11 protein-coding genes and 5 pseudogenes are annotated in these 17,124 nt (G+C 70.9%); 14 read left to right on the top strand and 2 right to left on the bottom strand.

Annotated features, from left to right (window positions below; genetic code table 11):
- The first annotated feature begins 110 nt into the window (after positions 1-110).
- Positions 111-2,131 (top strand): annotated as a pseudogene (locus E6W39_RS14645) (ATP-dependent DNA helicase).
- A 126-nt stretch (positions 2,132-2,257) separates the two neighbouring features.
- On the opposite strand, the gene lexA reads toward E6W39_RS14645, so the two are convergent.
- Positions 2,258-3,136, bottom strand: coding sequence for a transcriptional repressor LexA (lexA, locus tag E6W39_RS14640; RefSeq protein ID WP_228718158.1), 879 nt, complete (start codon positions 3,134-3,136; stop codon positions 2,258-2,260).
- A gap of 431 nt (positions 3,137-3,567) precedes the next feature.
- Here lexA and nrdR point away from each other — a divergent pair, with 431 nt between their 5' ends.
- Both nrdR and E6W39_RS14630 read left to right on the top strand, forming a co-directional pair.
- Positions 3,568-4,074 carry a transcriptional regulator NrdR gene (nrdR, locus tag E6W39_RS14635; protein ID WP_141633916.1) on the top strand — a complete coding sequence of 169 codons (507 nt, stop codon included), beginning with the start codon at positions 3,568-3,570 and terminating at the stop codon, positions 4,072-4,074.
- Between the two features lie 180 nt (positions 4,075-4,254).
- Positions 4,255-7,144, top strand: a pseudogene (locus tag E6W39_RS14630) (vitamin B12-dependent ribonucleotide reductase).
- Between the two features lie 297 nt (positions 7,145-7,441).
- Here the strand turns inward: E6W39_RS14630 and E6W39_RS41580 are convergent.
- Positions 7,442-8,173, bottom strand: coding sequence for a hypothetical protein (locus E6W39_RS41580; protein ID WP_228718792.1), 732 nt, complete (start codon positions 8,171-8,173; stop codon positions 7,442-7,444).
- Between E6W39_RS41580 and E6W39_RS43515 the strand changes: the two are divergent.
- The 11 genes and pseudogenes from E6W39_RS43515 to E6W39_RS14585 all read left to right on the top strand — a co-directional run.
- Positions 8,099-8,623, top strand: a pseudogene (locus E6W39_RS43515) (ATP-binding protein); the annotation flags it as partial. The gene E6W39_RS41580 and the pseudogene E6W39_RS43515 sit on opposite strands and share 75 nt — an antisense overlap.
- A gap of 254 nt (positions 8,624-8,877) precedes the next feature.
- Positions 8,878-9,102 (top strand): hypothetical protein, encoded by a 225-nt coding sequence (locus tag E6W39_RS41570; protein ID WP_228718791.1) that lies wholly within the window; start codon positions 8,878-8,880, stop codon positions 9,100-9,102.
- Positions 9,099-9,518 (top strand): roadblock/LC7 domain-containing protein, encoded by a 420-nt coding sequence (locus tag E6W39_RS14620; protein ID WP_101382426.1) that lies wholly within the window; start codon positions 9,099-9,101, stop codon positions 9,516-9,518. Before E6W39_RS41570 ends, E6W39_RS14620 begins: the two co-directional genes overlap by 4 nt.
- Positions 9,515-9,880, top strand: a complete 366-nt coding sequence (locus E6W39_RS14615) for a DUF742 domain-containing protein (RefSeq protein ID WP_101382427.1) — start codon at positions 9,515-9,517, stop codon at positions 9,878-9,880. Before E6W39_RS14620 ends, E6W39_RS14615 begins: the two co-directional genes overlap by 4 nt.
- Positions 9,861-10,595: a GTP-binding protein gene (locus tag E6W39_RS14610; RefSeq protein ID WP_141633915.1), complete on the top strand. Its 735-nt coding sequence runs from the start codon at positions 9,861-9,863 to the stop codon at positions 10,593-10,595. Before E6W39_RS14615 ends, E6W39_RS14610 begins: the two co-directional genes overlap by 20 nt.
- Positions 10,592-11,852 (top strand): annotated as a pseudogene (locus E6W39_RS14605) (cytochrome P450). The gene E6W39_RS14610 and the pseudogene E6W39_RS14605 overlap by 4 nt, the downstream one beginning before the upstream one ends.
- Positions 11,849-13,059, top strand: a pseudogene (locus E6W39_RS14600) (cytochrome P450 family protein). Before E6W39_RS14605 ends, E6W39_RS14600 begins: the two co-directional pseudogenes overlap by 4 nt.
- A 460-nt stretch (positions 13,060-13,519) precedes the next feature.
- Positions 13,520-14,365, top strand: a complete 846-nt coding sequence (locus E6W39_RS40430; RefSeq protein ID WP_220140218.1) for an ABC transporter substrate-binding protein — start codon at positions 13,520-13,522, stop codon at positions 14,363-14,365.
- Positions 14,362-14,892: a hypothetical protein gene (locus E6W39_RS40425; protein WP_220140217.1), complete on the top strand. Its 531-nt coding sequence runs from the start codon at positions 14,362-14,364 to the stop codon at positions 14,890-14,892. Before E6W39_RS40430 ends, E6W39_RS40425 begins: the two co-directional genes overlap by 4 nt.
- Positions 14,893-14,909: 17 nt before the next feature.
- Complete coding sequence (locus tag E6W39_RS14590) at positions 14,910-15,965, top strand: carbohydrate ABC transporter permease (RefSeq protein ID WP_220140216.1); 1,056 nt, start codon at positions 14,910-14,912, stop codon at positions 15,963-15,965.
- A 149-nt stretch (positions 15,966-16,114) separates the two neighbouring features.
- Positions 16,115-17,005 carry a carbohydrate ABC transporter permease gene (locus E6W39_RS14585; protein ID WP_228718157.1) on the top strand — a complete coding sequence of 297 codons (891 nt, stop codon included), beginning with the start codon at positions 16,115-16,117 and terminating at the stop codon, positions 17,003-17,005.
- The last annotated feature ends 119 nt before the right edge of the window (positions 17,006-17,124 follow it).

Here is a 17,124-nt window from a genome sequence, read left to right as displayed (position 1 = left end):
CCGAGCCCGCCGAGCCCGCCGAGCCCGCCGAGCCCGCCGAGCCCGCCGAGCCCGCCGAGCCCGCCGAGCCCGCCGAGCCCGCCGCCTTCGTCGCCGAGACCGCCGGCCGGATCCCTGAACTGCTGCACGCCGCGGTCACCGCGGTCGGCGGCGTCGAGCGGCCCGGCCAGATCAGGATGGCCGAGGCGGTCGCCGAGGCCGTCGAGAGTGCCGAGCACCTGCTGGTGCAGGCCGGCACCGGCACCGGCAAGTCGCTGGCCTACCTGGTGCCGGCGCTGGCGCACGGCGACCGCGTGGTGGTGGCCACCGCCACCCTGGCGCTGCAACGCCAGCTGGTGGAGCGGGACTTGCCGCGCACCGTGGACGCGCTGCACCCGGTGCTGCGGCGCCGCCCGCAGTTCGCCATGCTCAAGGGCCGCTCCAACTACCTCTGCCTGCACCGGGCGCACGAGGGCGCGCCCAGCGAGGAGGGCGAGGGGCTGATCCCGCTGGAGGAGATCGCCGGGCCGACCGGCAAGCTCGGCGAGGACGTGCTGCGGCTGCGCGACTGGGCCGACGAGACCGAGACCGGCGACCGGGACGACCTGACCCCGGGCGTTTCCGACAAGGCCTGGGCCCAGCTCTCGGTCAGCTCCCGGGAGTGCCTGGGCGCCACCCGCTGCCCGTACGGGCCGGAGTGCTTCGCGGAGCGGGCCAGGGAGCGCGCCAAGCTGGCCGATGTGGTGGTGACCAACCACGCGCTGCTGGCGATCGACGCGATCGAGGGCGCCCCGGTGCTGCCCGAGCACGAGCTGCTGATCATCGACGAGGCGCACGAGCTGGTGAACCGGGTGACCGGCGCGGCCACCGCGGAGCTCACCGTCGGCGCGGTCAACCGCGCGGTCAAGCGGGCCGCCCGGCTGGCCAACGAGAAGGCGGTGGACGCGCTGCAGGCCGCCGCCGAGAGCTACCACGGCCTGATGGAGACCGCCCAGCCCGGCAAGGTCGACGAACTGCCCGAGTACCTCGGCTATGCGGTCGCCGCGATCCGGGACGCCAGCCGCCAGGTGATCACCTCGCTCGGCGAGATCCGGGACAAGGGCCTCACCGACGAGGACGCGGTCCGCAAGCAGGCGATGGCCGCCGTCGAGTCGCTGCACGACACCACCGAGAGGCTGCTCGAGGAGTCGCCGTACGACGTGATCTGGATCGAGCGCAGCGACCGCTACGGGCTGATGCCGGCCTCGTTGCGGGTGGCGCCGATGAGCGTCTCCGGGCTGCTGCGGGAGAACCTCTACAAGGAGCGCTCGGTGGTGCTGACCTCGGCCACCCTGAAACTGGGCGGGGACTTCACCGGGGTGGCCGCCTCGGTCGGACTGCCCGGCGAGGGCGGCTGCCGGAGCAGCGCAGCGGGGCGGAGCCGGACCGGGACCTGAGCGAGGACGCGCCGCCGGTCTGGCGGGCGCTGGACGTCGGCTCGCCGTTCAGCTATCCCAAGCAGGGCATCCTCTATGTCGCCAAGCATCTGCCGGCGCCCGGCCGGGAGCCGGAACGGCCGCAGATGCTGGACGAGTTGGCCGAGCTGATCGGTGCCGCCGGCGGTCGCACGCTCGGGCTGTTCTCCTCGATGCGGGCCGCCCAGACCGCCGCCGAGCAGCTGCGCGAGCGGCTGGACTACCCGATCCTGCTGCAGGGCGAGGACACCCTGGGCGAGCTGATCCGGAACTTCGCGAGCGATGCCGAGACCTGCCTGTTCGGCACCCTGTCGCTGTGGCAGGGCGTGGATGTGCCGGGCTCCGCCTGCCAGTTGGTGGTGATGGACCGGATCCCGTTCCCGCGGCCCGATGATCCGCTGATGAGCGCCCGGCAGAAGTCGGTGGAGGAGGCCGGCGGGAACGGCTTCATGGCGGTGGCGGCCACGCATGCCGCGCTGCTGATGGCGCAGGGCGCGGGCCGGCTGGTCCGGGCGGCCGACGACCGGGGCGTGGTCGCGGTGCTCGATCCGCGACTGGCCACCGCGCGGTACGGCGGCTTCTTCCGGGCCTCGATGCCCGACTTCTGGTACACCACGGATCGCAACCAGGTGCGCCGGTCGCTGGCGGCCATCGACCAGAGTGCGCCGCCGGTTCGGCCGGTTGCCAAGCGGGGCTGACCGGGCTCAGCCGGGCCTGCGGGCAGACAAGGGCGGCGGGGAAGACGACGCCGACGGGGGCAGACAAGGCTGACGGGCCGCCGGATACACCGACGGCCCGTCAGAAGCAGGTGGGGCACGCCCGGGTCAGAGGCGACGCAGCACCGCGACGACCTTGCCCAGGATGGTCGCGTTGTCGCCCGGGATCGGCTCGTAGGCCGGGTTGTGCGGCAGCAGCCAGATCCGGCCGTCCTCGCGCTTGAGGCGCTTGACGGTGGCCTCGCCGTCGATCATGGCGGCCACGATGTCGCCGTTCTCGGCGACCGGCTGGCGGCGCACGGTGACCCAGTCCCCGTCGCAGATGGCCGCCTCGATCATCGAGTCGCCGCGCACGGTGAGTGCGAACAGCTCACCCTCGCCGACCAGCTGGCGGGGGAGCGGGAAGACGTCCTCGACCGTCTGCTCGGCCAGGATCGGCCCACCGGCGGCGATCCGGCCGACCAGCGGCACATAGGAGGTGGAGGGGCGGCCCGCGGCATCGGCGGTGTTGGGGCGGGTGACCTCGACGCCGCGCACCTCGTAGGCCCGGGGGCGGTGCGGGTCGCGCCGCAGGAAGCCCTTGCGCTCCAGGGCCATCAGCTGGTGGGCCACCGAGGAGGTGGAGGAGAGCCCGACTGCCTGGCCGATCTCCCGCATGCTCGGCGGATAGCCGCGGCGCTGCACCGAATCCCGGATCACGTCGATCACCCGGCGCTGCCGCTCGGTCAGCCCGGCCTCGTCGGTGCGGATCCCCGGCGGGCGGCCGGGCAGCGCGCGGGCCTGGCCGCCGGGCAGGCCGAGCGGCACGTCCTGCACCGAGGCGTGCTCGACCGGCTGGTCCTGGAGGAAGCCCGGCGCGCCGCCGGGACGGGAGCTGTCGCTGCGGTCCATGCTGCTGCGGTCCTCCTGTACCGGGATGCCGCGGCCGTCGGCAACGGTGTTCTGGAGAGCGGTGTTATTGGTGCTACTGGTCTGTACGGTGCTCATGGCGGCCCCTCTCGACGGGCGGTCTTCCCTGCTTGCCCAGCCCAACGGCAGCACCTATCGAAAGGTTGCGCCAAACACACGTTCGAGTGAATTATTTCGGAGTCGCGTGACTCGATCAAGGCTTTGGGTGTATGTGCGGTCGATTAAATGTTCGATCAGTGATTCTAGCGTGCTCTTCTCGACCGTTCGGGTGAGTGGCCGAAATGGCTCGCACGAGCGACTCGCAACTGACCTGCGGCGATTGCGCGGGGTGATTCCGGAGCCACTGCGCGTCTGGCGTGTTGGATGGTGCGCCACGCAAGATCTAGTGGTTGTATAGCTGCTCGCAGCCCACAGGTTGTGGTCCCCGTGTTATTCGATCTTGACCGCGTGGCCTAGACTATGGCTCTGCCCAGCCCGCTCAGCCGGTTCGCCCAGGAAGGGAGTTCCCCGTGCACTGCCCCTTCTGCCGGCACTCCGACAGCCGTGTGGTCGACAGTCGCACCACTGACGACGGCAGTGCGATTCGCCGCCGCCGCCAGTGCCCCGACTGCAGTCGGCGGTTCACCACGGTGGAGACGGCCGCGCTCATGGTGATCAAGCGCAGCGGGGTGACCGAGCCGTTCAGCCGCGAGAAGGTGATCTCCGGGGTCCGCAAGGCCTGCCAGGGCCGACCGGTCACCGAGGACGCCCTGGCGCTGCTCGGCCAGCGGGTGGAGGAGTGCGTGCGCGCCAGTGGCAGCGCCGAGCTCTCCACACATGACGTGGGCCTGGCCATACTCGGCCCGCTGAAGGACCTGGACGTCGTCGCGTACCTGCGGTTCGCCTCGGTGTACCAGGCATACGACGGACTTGCGGACTTCGAGGCCGCCATCGCGGAGTTGCGAGGCGCGGAGCGGTCCACCACCGCGCAGGACGAGGACGGCTCCGCCGTGCCCGTCCCCGCCGCGGCGCCCTAGGAGGCGGTTACCCACGCCCTCCGGGGCTCAGGCGTGCCCGAAAACGGCGCGCAAACCAACACAGACGGTGCGAACCGGTCGGTGCCCCCGGCCTGCCCGCCCACCAGGAGAAGCGAAGCAGCACACCCCGAGAAGGACAATTGGGGTATGCCGGGCGTTTGCCCAGGAGGAGGAGAAGAAGTGACAGACACCACGAGCGGCAGCGCGCGCGGGTCGAAGTCCGAGAAGGCCGGCAAGGGCGGCAAGGCCCCCAAGGGCGGTCTGCGGATCGAGCGCATCTACACCACCCCCGGGGTCCACCCCTATGACGAGGTCACCTGGGAGCGGCGCGACGTCGTCATGACCAACTGGCGCGACGGCTCGATCAACTTCGAGCAGCGCGGCGTCGAGTTCCCCGACTTCTGGTCGGTGAACGCGGTCAACATCGTCACCAGCAAGTACTTCCGCGGCGCCCTGGGCACCCCGCAGCGCGAGTGGAGCCTGAAGCAGATCATCGACCGGGTGGTGCTGACCTACCGCGCCGCCGGTGAGAAGAACGGTTACTTCGCCTCCGCCGCCGACGCCGAGGTCTTCGAGCACGAGCTGACCCACGCCCTCCTCCACCAGGTGTTCAGCTTCAACTCCCCGGTCTGGTTCAACGTCGGCACCAAGCAGCCGCAGCAGGTCAGCGCCTGCTTCATCCTGGCCGTGGACGACTCCATGGAGTCGATCCTGGACTGGTACAAGGAAGAGGGGATGATCTTCAAGGGCGGCTCCGGCGCCGGCCTGAACCTCTCCCGGATCCGCTCCTCCAAGGAGCTGCTCTCCTCCGGCGGCAACGCCTCCGGCCCGGTCTCCTTCATGCGCGGCGCGGACGCCTCGGCCGGCACCATCAAGTCCGGTGGCGCCACCCGCCGGGCCGCCAAGATGGTCGTGCTCGACGTGGACCACCCGGACGTCGAGGCCTTCATCGAGACCAAGGTGAAGGAGGAGGAGAAGATCCGCGCGCTGCGTGACGCGGGCTTCGACATGGACCTGGGCGGCGACGACATCACCTCCGTCCAGTACCAGAACGCCAACAACTCGGTCCGGGTGTCGGACGAGTTCATGACGGCGGTGGAGAACGGCACCGAGTTCGGCCTGCGGGGCCGGCTGACCGGCGAGGTCATCGAGACCGTCGACGCCAAGAAGCTGTTCCGCAAGATGGCCGAGGCGGCCTGGGCCTGCGCCGACCCGGGCATCCAGTACGACTCCACCATCAACCACTGGCACACCTGCCGGAGTCGGGTCGGATCAACGCGTCCAACCCCTGCTCCGAGTACATGCACCTGGACAACTCCAGCTGCAACCTGGCCTCGCTGAACCTGATGAAGTTCCTCCGCGACGACACTGCGTCTGATGGCGGTCAGGGGTTCGACGCGGTCACCTTCGCCAAGGTGGTCGAGCTGGTCATCACCGCGATGGACATCTCGATCTGCTTCGCCGACTTCCCGACCGAGAAGATCGGCGAGACCACCCGCGCCTACCGCCAGCTGGGCATCGGCTACGCCAACCTGGGCGCGCTGCTGATGGCCACCGGCCACGCCTACGACTCGGACGGCGGCCGCGCGCTGGCCGGTGCCATCACCTCGCTGATGACCGGCACCGCCTACCGCCGCGGCGCCGAACTGGCCGGTGTGGTCGGCCCGTACGACGGCTACGCCCGCAACGCCGCCCGCACCAGCGGGTGATGAAGCAGCACGCGGACGCCAGCCTGACCGCCGTCGCGCTGGACGACCTGGACGCCCCGGTCTGGGCCGCCGCCAACGAGACCTGGCAGGACGTGCTGCGGATCGGCGCGCAGAACGGTTTCCGCAACGCCCAGGCCTCGGTGCTGGCCCCGACCGGCACCATCGGCCTGATGATGGACTGCGACACCACCGGTGTGGAGCCCGACCTCGCCCTGGTCAAGTTCAAGAAGCTGGTCGGCGGCGGCTCGATGCAGATCGTCAACAACACCGTGCCGCGCGCCCTCAAGCGCCTGGGCTACCACGGTGAGGCGATCGAGGCGATCGTGGCGCACATCGCCGAGCACGGCAACGTCCTCGACGCCCCGAGCCTGAAGACCGAGCACTACGAGGTCTTCGACTGCGCGATGGGCGAGCGCTCCATCTCCCCGATGGGCCACGTCCGCATGATGTCGGCGATCCAGCCGTGGATCTCCGGCGCGATCTCCAAGACCGTCAACATGCCGGAGAACGCCACCGTCGAGGAGGTCGAGGAGATCTACTTCGAGGCGTGGAAGCTGGGCGTCAAGGCGCTGGCGATCTACCGCGACAACTGCAAGGTGGGCCAGCCGCTGTCGGCCAAGAAGAAGGGCGACGAGGCGAAGGCGGCCCCGGCCACGGTCGAGCCGACCGCGGTGGAGAAGGTGGTCGAGTACCGCCCGGTCCGCAAGCGCCTGCCCAAGGGCCGTCCCGGCATCACCACCTCCTTCACGGTGGGCGGCGCCGAGGGCTACATGACCGCCAACTCCTACCCGGACGACGGCCTCGGCGAGGTCTTCCTCAAGATGTCCAAGCAGGGCTCCACCCTGGCGGGCATGATGGACGCCTTCTCCATCGCCGTCTCGGTCGGCCTGCAGTACGGCGTCCCGCTGGAGACCTACGTCTCGAAGTTCACCAACATGCGCTTCGAGCCGGCCGGTCTGACCGACGACCCGGACGTGCGGATGGCCCAGTCGATCGTCGACTACATCTTCCGCCGCCTGGCGCTGGACTTCCTGCCGTTCGAGACCCGCTCGGCGCTCGGCATCCACTCCGTCGAGGAGCGCCAGCGCCACCTGGAGACCGGCTCCTACGAGCCGCTCGAGGACGACGTGGACGTCGAGAGCCTGGCCCAGTCCGCGCCGCTGGCCACCCGGGCCGACCAGGTCGTCGAGCTGCCGGCGCCGACCGCCGCCAAGGCGCCGCACAACTCGACGGAGCTGCTGGAGATCCAGCTCGGCCTGAACGCCGACGCGCCGCTCTGCTTCTCCTGCGGCACCAAGATGCGCCGCGCGGGCAGCTGCTACCTGTGCGAGGGCTGCGGCTCCACCAGCGGCTGCAGCTGATCACCGCAGCCTGACAGCTCAGATGTCTGACGGTACAGATGTCTGACGGCACAGGCGTCTGACGGCACAACCGCCTGACCAAAGGGCGGTGCCACCGGGTCGACCGGTGGCACCGCCCTTTGGCATGTCCGCTGAGTTTGACAGACGTCACGTCAATTGAACGTTTGAGCTGAATATCTAAGTCGATATCATCAGTTGACCGCGTGAACTGATCATGCCGCTCCCGGCTGCGGGGGCCGGTGCGCTGTCGCCTGCCCGATCCCGACCTCGCCGAGGAACCGACCGATGACCGCACGCTCACGCCTCTCCGGCCGACCGGCCATGCTGCTCGCGGCGCTGGCGGCGGTGCTGGTCGCCGCAGCCGCCGTGATCGCCGCCACCGCGGCGGCCCCCGACCGGGACCGCACCGCCGTCGGCCTGTGGTCCGCGGTGGCCGCCGCGGCTTGGTGCGCCGCGGTCGCCGCCGCGCTCGTCCAGCGCCGCCGGGCCCGCCACCTGGCCGCCCAGCTGGCCACCGCCCGGACCAAGGGCGAAGCCGCACTGGCCGCGGTGGTGCGCGCGGAAGCCGCCACCGCCGACGCGATGGCCGAGGCGCAGGCCGCCCGGGCCCGCGCCCAGGCGAGCCACACCGAGGCCGAGGCGGCCCGCACCGAGACCATGGCCGCCCGCGCGGAGGCCGTGGAGGCACGCACCGAGGCGGCCGCCGCCCGAGCCGCCGCCGACGACGAACGGGCCGAACTGGTCAAGCTGGCCGAGCACACCATTCCCGAGGTGGTCCGCCGGCTGCGGGCCGGCGCCTCGGTGGAGACCGTCCTGGTGGAGCACCGGCAGACCGCGCACGAGGACCTGCTCGTGCTGCTGGCCCGCGAGGTCGCGCACGGCGAGCGCCAGCGGGCCGCCGCGCTGGCGGTCTGCGCGACCGCCGCCGGCCGGGTCCAGGCACTGGCCACCAGCATGCACGCCGAGCTGCGCGACATGCAGCACCGGCATGACGACACGGTCCTCGGCGATCTGCTGAGCCTCGATCACAGCACCGCCCAGGTGGGACGGATGGCGGACAGCATCGCCGTCCTCACCGGCGCCCGCAGCGGCCGCCGGTGGACCAGGCCGATCCCGGTGGAGAGCGTGCTGCGTGGGGCGCTCGGCCGGATCGGCGCCTACCGGCGAGTGCGACTGCACTCGGCGAGCATCGCATCGGTGGCCGGGTTCGCGGCCGAGGGCGTGATGCACGCGCTGGCCGAACTGATGGACAACGGCGCCAACTTCTCCGCCCCGCCGACCGAAGTGCACGTCTACGTCGAGGAGTTGCACACCGGCCTGGCGATCACCGTCGAGGACGGCGGTCTGGGGCTGTCCGAGGTCTGGCTGCGCCGGGCCGAGCAGGCGGTGTCGGGGGAGCCGCTCGACCTGACCACGCTCTCCGCCGGAACCAGGCTGGGCTTCGCGGTGGTCGGCGCGCTGGCCCGCAAGCACGGCCTGTCGATCTCCTTCCGGCCCTCGTCGCGCGGCGGCACCGGTGTGGTGATGCTGGTGCCGGCGCAGCTGATCAGCCACCCGGAGCCGGAGGACCAGGAGCCGGACGCCCCGGCGCCGCTCGCCCCCGCGCCGCCGACCCCCGCAGCCCACGCCCGGCCCGCCCTGCCCGCCGTCCGCCCGCGATTCCCGCCGCCCTGCCCGCAGCTGACGCCACCTCGGACGGAACCGGCGCCCCCGAGGCCGACGTCGTTGAGAGCGTGCCCGCGCCGCCGACCGGCGGCAACGACCTGCCCAAGCGCCGACGCGGCCAGACCCTGGCCGCATCGGCCACCCCGGCGCCCGCAGCCCCCGCGGTGCGGCGCCGGCCGCCGAACGCCGCCCGGCTCGGCGCCTTCCGGCAGGCCGTGCAGGGCGCCCGAACCGCTGTGCCCCTGCCCGACCCCGCGCCACCCGCCGACTTCTCGAAGGACGACCCCCGATGAGCAGCACCACCGACCGCGACCTCGACTGGCTGTTGGAGAACCTGCTGGCCAACACGCCCGACTCCCGGCACGCCCTGGTGCTCTCCGCCGACGGCCTGAAGCTCTGCCACAGCACCGGCCTGACCGAGGACCAGGCCGACCAGCTGGCCGCCATCGCCTCCGGGATCCAGAGCCTGGCGCACGGCGCCTCGATCGAGTTCGGCGACGGCACCGGTGGGGTGCGCCAGTCGATGACCGAGTTCCACGGCGGCATCCTGTGCATCGTGGAGGCGGGCCAGGGCGCGCACCTGGCCGTGGTGACCGAGGACAGCGCCGACGTCGGCCTGGTCGGCCACAACATGCACGCCCTGATCGAGCAGATCGGCGAGTTCCTGAGCGCGCCGCCGCGCGAGGACGCCACCGCCGGGGAGGCATGACCGGCCGTCGGCGGCTCGGGCCCGACGACGGCCCGGACCGCCTCTACACGGTGACCGGCGGCCGCAGCCGTCCGGCCACCGACGCATTCGACGTGGTGACGCTGATCGTCGCGGAGAGCGCGCCGGTGGCCGGCATGCAGTCCGAGCACGCGCGGATCCTGCGGCTGGCCGAGCACCCGATCGCGGTGGTGGAGCTCTCCGCCGAGCTGGGGCTGCCGGTCAGCGTGATCAAGATCCTGCTCGGCGACCTGCTGGAGGCCGGCCGGATCACCGCCCGCCACCCCCGGTTCGCCCCGCGGACCAACCGGTTGCCCGACGTCGACACGCTGAAGCAGGTGCTGCATGGACTCCAACGGCTCTGACACGTTCGGTGTCGCTGACACCGCCGTCGGCTCCAAGGACTCCGGTACCTCCGGTGCTTCCGGCACGTCCGGTGCTTCCGGCACCGCCGTCGTCGAAGCCGCTCGCCCCGCCCGTACGCCGCTGCGCAGCACCGCCGACAACGCCTGGAAGATCGTCGTGGTCGGCGGCTTCGGCGTCGGCAAGACCACCCTGGTCGGCTCGGTCAGCGAGATCCGTCCGCTCACCACCGAAGAGGTGATGACCAAGGCCGGCGTGGGGGTCGACGACCCGTCGGCGGTGGCGGACAAGCGGTCCACCACGGTCGCGTTCGACTTCGGCCGGATCACCCTCTCCGCCGAGAGCGTGCTCTACCTGTTCGGCGCGCCCGGGCAGGAGCGGTTCTGGTTCCTCTGGGACCGGCTGTTCTCCGGCGCGCTCGGCGCGGTGGTGCTGGTCGACCCGCGGCGGCTGGAGGACTCGTTCTACGCCATCGACCGGCTGGAGCACCACGGGATGCCGTTCGTGGTGGCGCGCAACAACTTCGAGTCGCCCCGGCACACCCTGGAGCAGGTCCGCGAGGCGCTCGACCTGTCGCCCGAGGTGCCGCTGCTGGACTGCGACGCCCGTGAGAAGGAGTCCGGCAAGCAGGTGCTGATCACCCTGGTCCGCCACCTGACCGAGCTGGCCGAGGCCCGGTACGGGCCGGCCGACGCTGATGTGGAGGACTTCTCGTGACCGAACCGGCGACCACCCCGCCCCCCGGCTGCCCGGCGCACCGCGGCGGCGCGCCGCTGTACGGGCCGCGCTTCCAGACCGACCCCGGTCAGGTGTACCGCGAACTGCGGGCCGCGCACGGGCCGGTGGCCCCGGTGGAGCTGGCCGGCGGGGTACCGGCCTGGCTGGTGATCGGCTATCGCGAGCTGCAGTTGGTGACCAGCCAGCCCAAGATCTTCGGCCGCGACTCCAGGCGCTGGAACGCCTGGCCGTCGATCCCGAGGACTGGCCGCTGCGGCCGATGATGGCCGCGGTGCCGTCGATCCTCTACGCCGAGGGCAGCGAGCACCAGCGCCGCTCGGCGGCGATCACCGAGGCCCTGGCCGCCGTCGACCCGTACGAGCTGAAGACCTACTGCGAGCGGGTCGCCGACCGGCTGATCGACGACTTCGCCGGCCGGGGCGAGGCCGATCTGGTCGCCGAGTACGCGCACCGGATGCCGCTGCTGGTGCTCTGCTGGATGCTCGGCCTGGACCCGTCCCAGGTGCCGGTGCTGATCCAGGGGCTGCTGGACATGCTGGACGGCGGGGCCAACGCCCAGCAGGGGCGCAGCGGCTCATCGCCGTGATGACGGAGCTGGTGGAGGCCAAGCGGGCCCGGCCGGGCGCCGACGTCACCTCGCGGCTGCTGGTGCACCCGGCCGGGCTGACCGACGACGAGGTGATCCGCGACCTGCGGGTGCTGCTGATCGCCGGGCACCAGCCGACCGCCTACTGGATCGCCAACGCACTGCGGCTGATGCTGACCGACGAGCGGTTCGCGGCCTCGCTCTCGGGCGGACGGCGCAGCGTCGGCCAGGCGCTCACCGAGGCGCTCTGGGAGGACACCCCGACCCAGAACTTCGCGGGCCGGTGGGCGATCCGCGACACCCAGCTGGGTGGGCAGAAGATCGCTGCGGGCGACATGCTGCTGCTCGGCTTCGCCGGGGCCAACGCGGACCCGGCGGTGCGGTCGCCCGACGGCTCGGCGCCGGAGGGCAACCACGCGCACCTGAGCTTCTCGCACGGTGAGCACCGCTGCCCGTTCCCCGCGCAGGAGGCCGCCGAGGTGATCGCCGCCACCGCCATCGAGGTGCTGCTCGACCGGCTGCCCGACCTGGGGCTGGCCGTGGCCGAACACGCCCTGGTCTGGCGGCCCTCGGCCTGGGTGCGGGCGCTGGTGGCGCTGCCCGTGAGCTTCACCCCGGCCGCCAACACAGGAGGAGGGGCTTTCCGTTGACTCAAGCGGTCATAGCGCTGGACCCGTTCGCGCGGGACAGCGCCGGGGAGGGCGCGCTGCTGCGGGCGGCCGGGTCGGTGGTGCGGGTGCTGCTGCCCGGCGGGGTGCCGGCCTGGGCGGTCACCCAGCACGCCGCGGCCCGGGCGCTGCTGACGGACCACCGGCTGGTCAAGGACGCCAAGCAGTGGGCCGCCCTGCAACGCGGCGAGGTGCCGCGCGACTGGCCGCTGATCGGGCTGGCGGTGCCCGGGCCGAGCATGGTCACCACCGACGGGGAGGAGCACCGGCGGCTGCGCGCGCTGGTGGCGCAGGCGTTCACGCCGCGCCGGGTAGAGCTGATGCGCCCTCAAGTTGAGCTGTTGACAGGGCAGTTGCTGGACAAGCTGGCAGCGGGTGAGCCGGTGGTGGACCTGAAGAACGCCTTCGCGTTCCCGCTGCCGATGTCGGTGATCGGCTCGCTGCTCGGGCTCGACCCGGCCGACCACGGGTATCTGCGCGGCCTGTACGAGGTGTTCCTGAGCAGCGTGCCCGATCCGGCCGGCATCCAGGCCACCATCGCGGCCCTCAACGCCTTCGTCAACGACGTGGTGCGGCAGCGCCGGGCGGCGCCCCGCGACGACCTGGCGAGCGCGCTGCTCGCGGCCGACCTGGAGGGCAGCGCGCTCACCGACGAGGAGGCGGCGGCCACCATCCGGGTGATCATCGCGGCCGGGCACGAGACCACGGTCAACCTGATCACCAACGCGGTGCGGGCCCTGCTCGGCCACCCCGACCAGCTGGCGCTGGTCCGCTCCGGGGAGGTGGGCTGGGACGCGGTGGTCGAGGAGTCGCTCCGGTGGACGCCGCCGACCAGCAACTTCCTGTTCCGGTTCGCCGCCGAGCCGATCGAGGTGGGGACGGTGTGGTGGTGCCGGCCGGCGACCCGGTGATGATCTCCTACAACGCGATCGGCCGGGATCCGCTGCAGCACGGGGTGACCGCCGAGCTGTTCGACATCACCCGCAGCCCGAACCGGCACCTGTCGTTCGGTCACGGTCCGCATGTCTGCCCCGGCTCGCCGCTGGCCCGCCTGGAGGCGCAAGTGGCGCTGCCCGCGCTCTTCGAACGGTTCCCCGCGCTGGCGCTGGCGGTGCCGGACGGCGAACTGCGGCCGGCCGCCTCGATGGTGGTGAACAGCCTGCGGGAGCTGCCGGTCCGGCTGTTCTGACGGCCGGCTGTTCTGGCCGTCGGCTGTTCTGACCGTCTTGCTTCGCCGACGGGTTCGGACCGTTCTGCTTCGCTGGTGGCTCCGGCAGGCCTGATGTTTGGTCAGTCCGCTGATGGGACAGGATGCCCGGCGCGCGAAGTCGATCATTCGTCGACTCCGCGCGCCGGCGTCGTTCTGTCGTTCTCTTGTTGACTTGTGCCGTGCCGACATCGTTTTGGGCTCCGGCCGGGGCGGGCAAGCAACCATGGTGCGATCCCTTGGTGCGATCCCTTGGCGCCGGATGATCAGTACGTTACCGTCGTCGGATCAGTTGCCGAGGACCAGCGCCAACTACCCGTCACCGTCGACTCGTTCAGTGCCGCGCTCGCACGTGCTCCTCGTGCGTGCCGTTCGTCGGCTCGTGCTCTTCGTTCGTCCCGTTCGTCCGCTCGTCGTCCGTTCCAGGCCGCAGGAGAACGCAGTGAACAGCATCTTGAGTGTCCGGCTTCGTAGGAATCTGATCATCGCCCCCGCGGTACTCGGCCTGGCCCTGGTGTCGGCCTGCTCCAACAGCTCGGGCGGCGGAGGCGGCGGCGGTCCCACCACGCTCGCCGGGGACTGTGCCAAGTTCCAGCCCTACGCGGGGCATTCGGGCACCAAGGTGACGATGTTCGCGTCGATCACGAGTCCGGAGTCGGACTCGCTGGAGAAGTCCTGGGCGGACTTCAGCAAGTGCACCGGGATCCAGATCTCCTACGAGGGCTCCAACGACTTCGAGTCCCAGCTGCCGGTGCGGGTCGACGGTGGCAACGCGCCCGACCTGGCGGTCATCCCGCAGCCCGGCCTGCTGGCCCAGATGGTCAAGACCGGCAAAGTGGTCAAGCCGTCGGCCCGTACCGAGGCCAATGAGAACCAGTGGAGCCCGATCTGGAAGACCTACGGCTCCGTCAACGGGACGTTCTACGCGGCCCCGATGAGTGCCAACATGAAGTCCCTGGTCTGGTACTCGCCCAAGGCCTTCAAGCAGGCCGGCTACGACGTTCCGAAGACCTGGGTCGATCTGATGGCGCTCAGCGACAAGATGGCCAAGGCCGGCACCAACGGCAGCAAGCCGTGGTGCGGCGGCATCAGTTCGGGCACAGCGACCGGCTGGCCGGCCACCGACTGGCTGGAGGAGGTGGTGCTCGGCGGCCAGGGCGGTGACGTCTACGACCAGTGGGTCAGCCACAAGATCAAGTTCAGCGACCCGCAGATCCAGCAGTCCATGCAGACCGTGGCGAACTGGATGCAGAACCCGGCCTGGGTCAACGGGGCATCGGCGGCGTGAAGTCGATCGCCACCACCACCTTCCAGGACGCCGGTACCCCGATCCTCACCGGCAAGTGCTGGATGCTGCAGCAGGCTTCGTTCTACGAGGCGCAGTGGCCCAAGACCACCAAGGTCGGGCCGGACGGCGACGTCTTCGCATTCCAGCTGCCCGCGGTGAACCCGGCGACCGCCAACCCGGTCGAGGGCGGCGGCGAGTTCGTGACCGCCTTCTCCAACCGGCCCGAGGTGCAGGCCGTTCAGGACTACCTGTCGACCGCGGACTGGGCCGACTCGCGGATCAAGGTCGCGCCCGGCTGGGTCTCGGCCAACCAGGGCGTCGACAAGAGCCTCTACACCGACCCGATCGACCAGCTCTCCGCCAACGCGTTGACCAACCCCGCGTCCACCTTCCGCTTCGACGCCTCGGACATGATGCCGGCCGCGATCGGGTCCGGGCAGGAGTGGAAGTCGCTGACCGCCTGGTTCGCCGAGGGGCAGTCCATCCAGAAGGTGGCCGCCGACATCGACGGCGCCTGGCCGCAGTAGAGCGGTAGGTGAGTCGAATGGTGGTCACGGATGCCTGGGGCGGGCACGGCGGCGTGGTGCACGGCGGTGTCGGGCTGCCGGCGGTCGAGCTCGCCGGCTCGTGGAACGACGCGATGATCAAGTTCGGCAACACCGCGGGCGCGATCGCCGGCTTCCTTGCCGTGCTGCTGCTGGTGTTCTTCGCCGCCGGGCGGGCCACCGGCCGGTTCGCCCGGCCGCTGGCCGTGCTGATCTTCCTCGGGCCGGCGTTGCTGCTGGTCCTGGTGGGGCTGGTGGTGCCACTGGTCCGGACGATCGTCCTGAGCTTCCACAACGACGACAGCACCCGGTTCGTCGGAGCCGCCAACTACAACTGGGCGTTCGGCAACGACTCGATCCACCAGGTGCTGCTCACCACCCTGCTGTGGTTGCTGATCGTCCCGGTGGCGGCCACCGGACTCGGCCTGGCACTGGCGCTGCTGGTGGACCGGATGCGCGGGCAGGCCATCTACAAGTCGCTGATCTTCATGCCGATGGCGATCTCGCTGGTCGGGGCCAGCATCATCTGGAAGTTCGTCTATGACTGGCGCGACACCTCGCAATCGCAGATCGGCCTGCTCAGCCAACTGGCCATCTGGCTCGGCTGGCGGCACCCGCCGAACTGGATCCTCTCCCAACCGCTCAACACCTTCCTGCTGATGGTGGTGATGGTCTGGGTGCAGACCGGGTTCGCCATGGTGGTGCTCTCCGCCGCGATCAAGGCGATACCGGACGAGATCACCGAGGCGGCCCGGCTCGACGGTGCCAAGGGCCTGCGGCTCTTCTGGTACGTCACCGTGCCGATGATCCGCACCACGCTGGTGGTGGTGCTCACCACCGTGCTGCTCATCACGCTCAAGGCCTTCGACATCGTCCGCACCATGACCGGCGGCAACTTCGGTACCCAGGTGCTGGCCAACGAGATGTACTCGCAGTCCTTCACCCAGTTCAACGTCGGGCGGGGGAGCGCGCTCGCGGTCCTGCTCTTCATGGCGGTGCTGCCGCTGGTCGCTTACAACATCGTCCAGTTGCGGAAGGAGCGGGCCACCCGATGAGCGGACAGCGCGGTAAGTCCGGTGGGGCCGGTGGGACGGGGGCAAGCAGGTTCGGCAGGTCCGGTGGGTCCGGTGGGTCCGGTGGGTTCGGCAGGTCCGGCAAGCTTGCTGAACCGGGTCGGGAGCGCCCGCTGCCCGCCGCCAAGGCGGTGCGCAGATCCTTCAGCAGCCCGCTCGCCTCGCTCTTCGTGGTGGTGATGACGGCGCTGTGGACCATCCCCACCCTGGGGCTGCTGGCCACCTCGCTGCGGCCCAAGCAGGATGTGGCGGACACCGGGTGGTGGACCGTCTTCACCAACCCGCATCTGGGGCTGTCCAACTACCACGCGGTGCTCTTCGAGGGCGGGTTCGGGGTCAGCGGCGGGATGATGCCGTACCTGGTCAACTCGTTGGCGATCAGCATCCCGGCCACCGTCTTTCCGCTGGTGCTGGCGTCGATGGCCGCCTACGCGCTGGCCTGGGTGCGGTTCCGGGGCAGTGACACGCTCTTCTTCGTGATCTTCGCCCTGCAGGTCGTGCCGCTGCAGATGGCGCTGATCCCGCTGCTCCAACTCTTCTCGCACGGCTTCCACCTGGGCGCGGTGACGGTGATCCCGCCGCTCGGCACCGGGAACAGCTACGCCCCGGTCTGGCTCGCGCACACCATGTTCGCGATGCCGCTGGCCACCTTCCTGCTGCACAACTTCGTCTCCCAGCTGCCGCAGGACCTGATGGAGGCGGCGGTCGTGGATGGCGCCTCGCACTTCAGGATCTTCCGGTCCATCGTGCTGCCGCTCTGCGCGCCGGCGCTGGCCTCCTTCGCGATCTTCCAGTTCCTCTGGGTCTGGAACGACCTGCTGCTGGCCCTGACCTTCGCGGGCGGCACACCCGACGTGGCGCCGATGACGGTGCGACTGGCCCAGCTCTCCGGTTCCTTCGGCGGGCACTGGGAGCTGCTCACCGCCGGGGCGTTCCTGACGATGATCGTGCCGCTGATCGTCTTCTTCGCGCTGCAGCGCTACTTCGTGCGGGGCCTGCTGGCGGGCTCGGTCAAGGGCTGAGGCCGGCTGCCAACGGCTGAGGTCTGCTTCGGCGGACCGACGGGTCCTGCGGTGGTCGTAAGGTGGAGGGCGCGGGGTTGGGTGCCGGCTCTGCGCCCGCCCACCACCCGCGATACCTG

Origin of the sequence: Kitasatospora acidiphila (assembly GCF_006636205.1) — a bacterium.
In the GTDB taxonomy this organism is placed as follows: domain Bacteria; phylum Actinomycetota; class Actinomycetes; order Streptomycetales; family Streptomycetaceae; genus Kitasatospora; species Kitasatospora acidiphila.
Note: the sequence above shows the minus strand (reverse complement) of the source record. Positions and strands in the feature narration are given on the sequence as shown.

Bases quoted from the DNA above. Each gene is read 5' to 3' on its own strand.
- lexA (WP_228718158.1), bottom strand. From the start codon at position 3,136: ATGAGCACCGTACAGACCAGTAGCACCAATAACACCGCTCTCCAGAAC.
- E6W39_RS14620 (WP_101382426.1), top strand. From the start codon at position 9,099: ATGAGCAGCACCACCGACCGCGACCTCGACTGGCTGTTGGAGAACCTG.
- E6W39_RS14615 (WP_101382427.1), top strand. From the start codon at position 9,515: ATGACCGGCCGTCGGCGGCTCGGGCCCGACGACGGCCCGGACCGCCTC.
- E6W39_RS14610 (WP_141633915.1), top strand. From the start codon at position 9,861: ATGGACTCCAACGGCTCTGACACGTTCGGTGTCGCTGACACCGCCGTC.
- E6W39_RS14590 (WP_220140216.1), top strand. From the start codon at position 14,910: ATGGTGGTCACGGATGCCTGGGGCGGGCACGGCGGCGTGGTGCACGGC.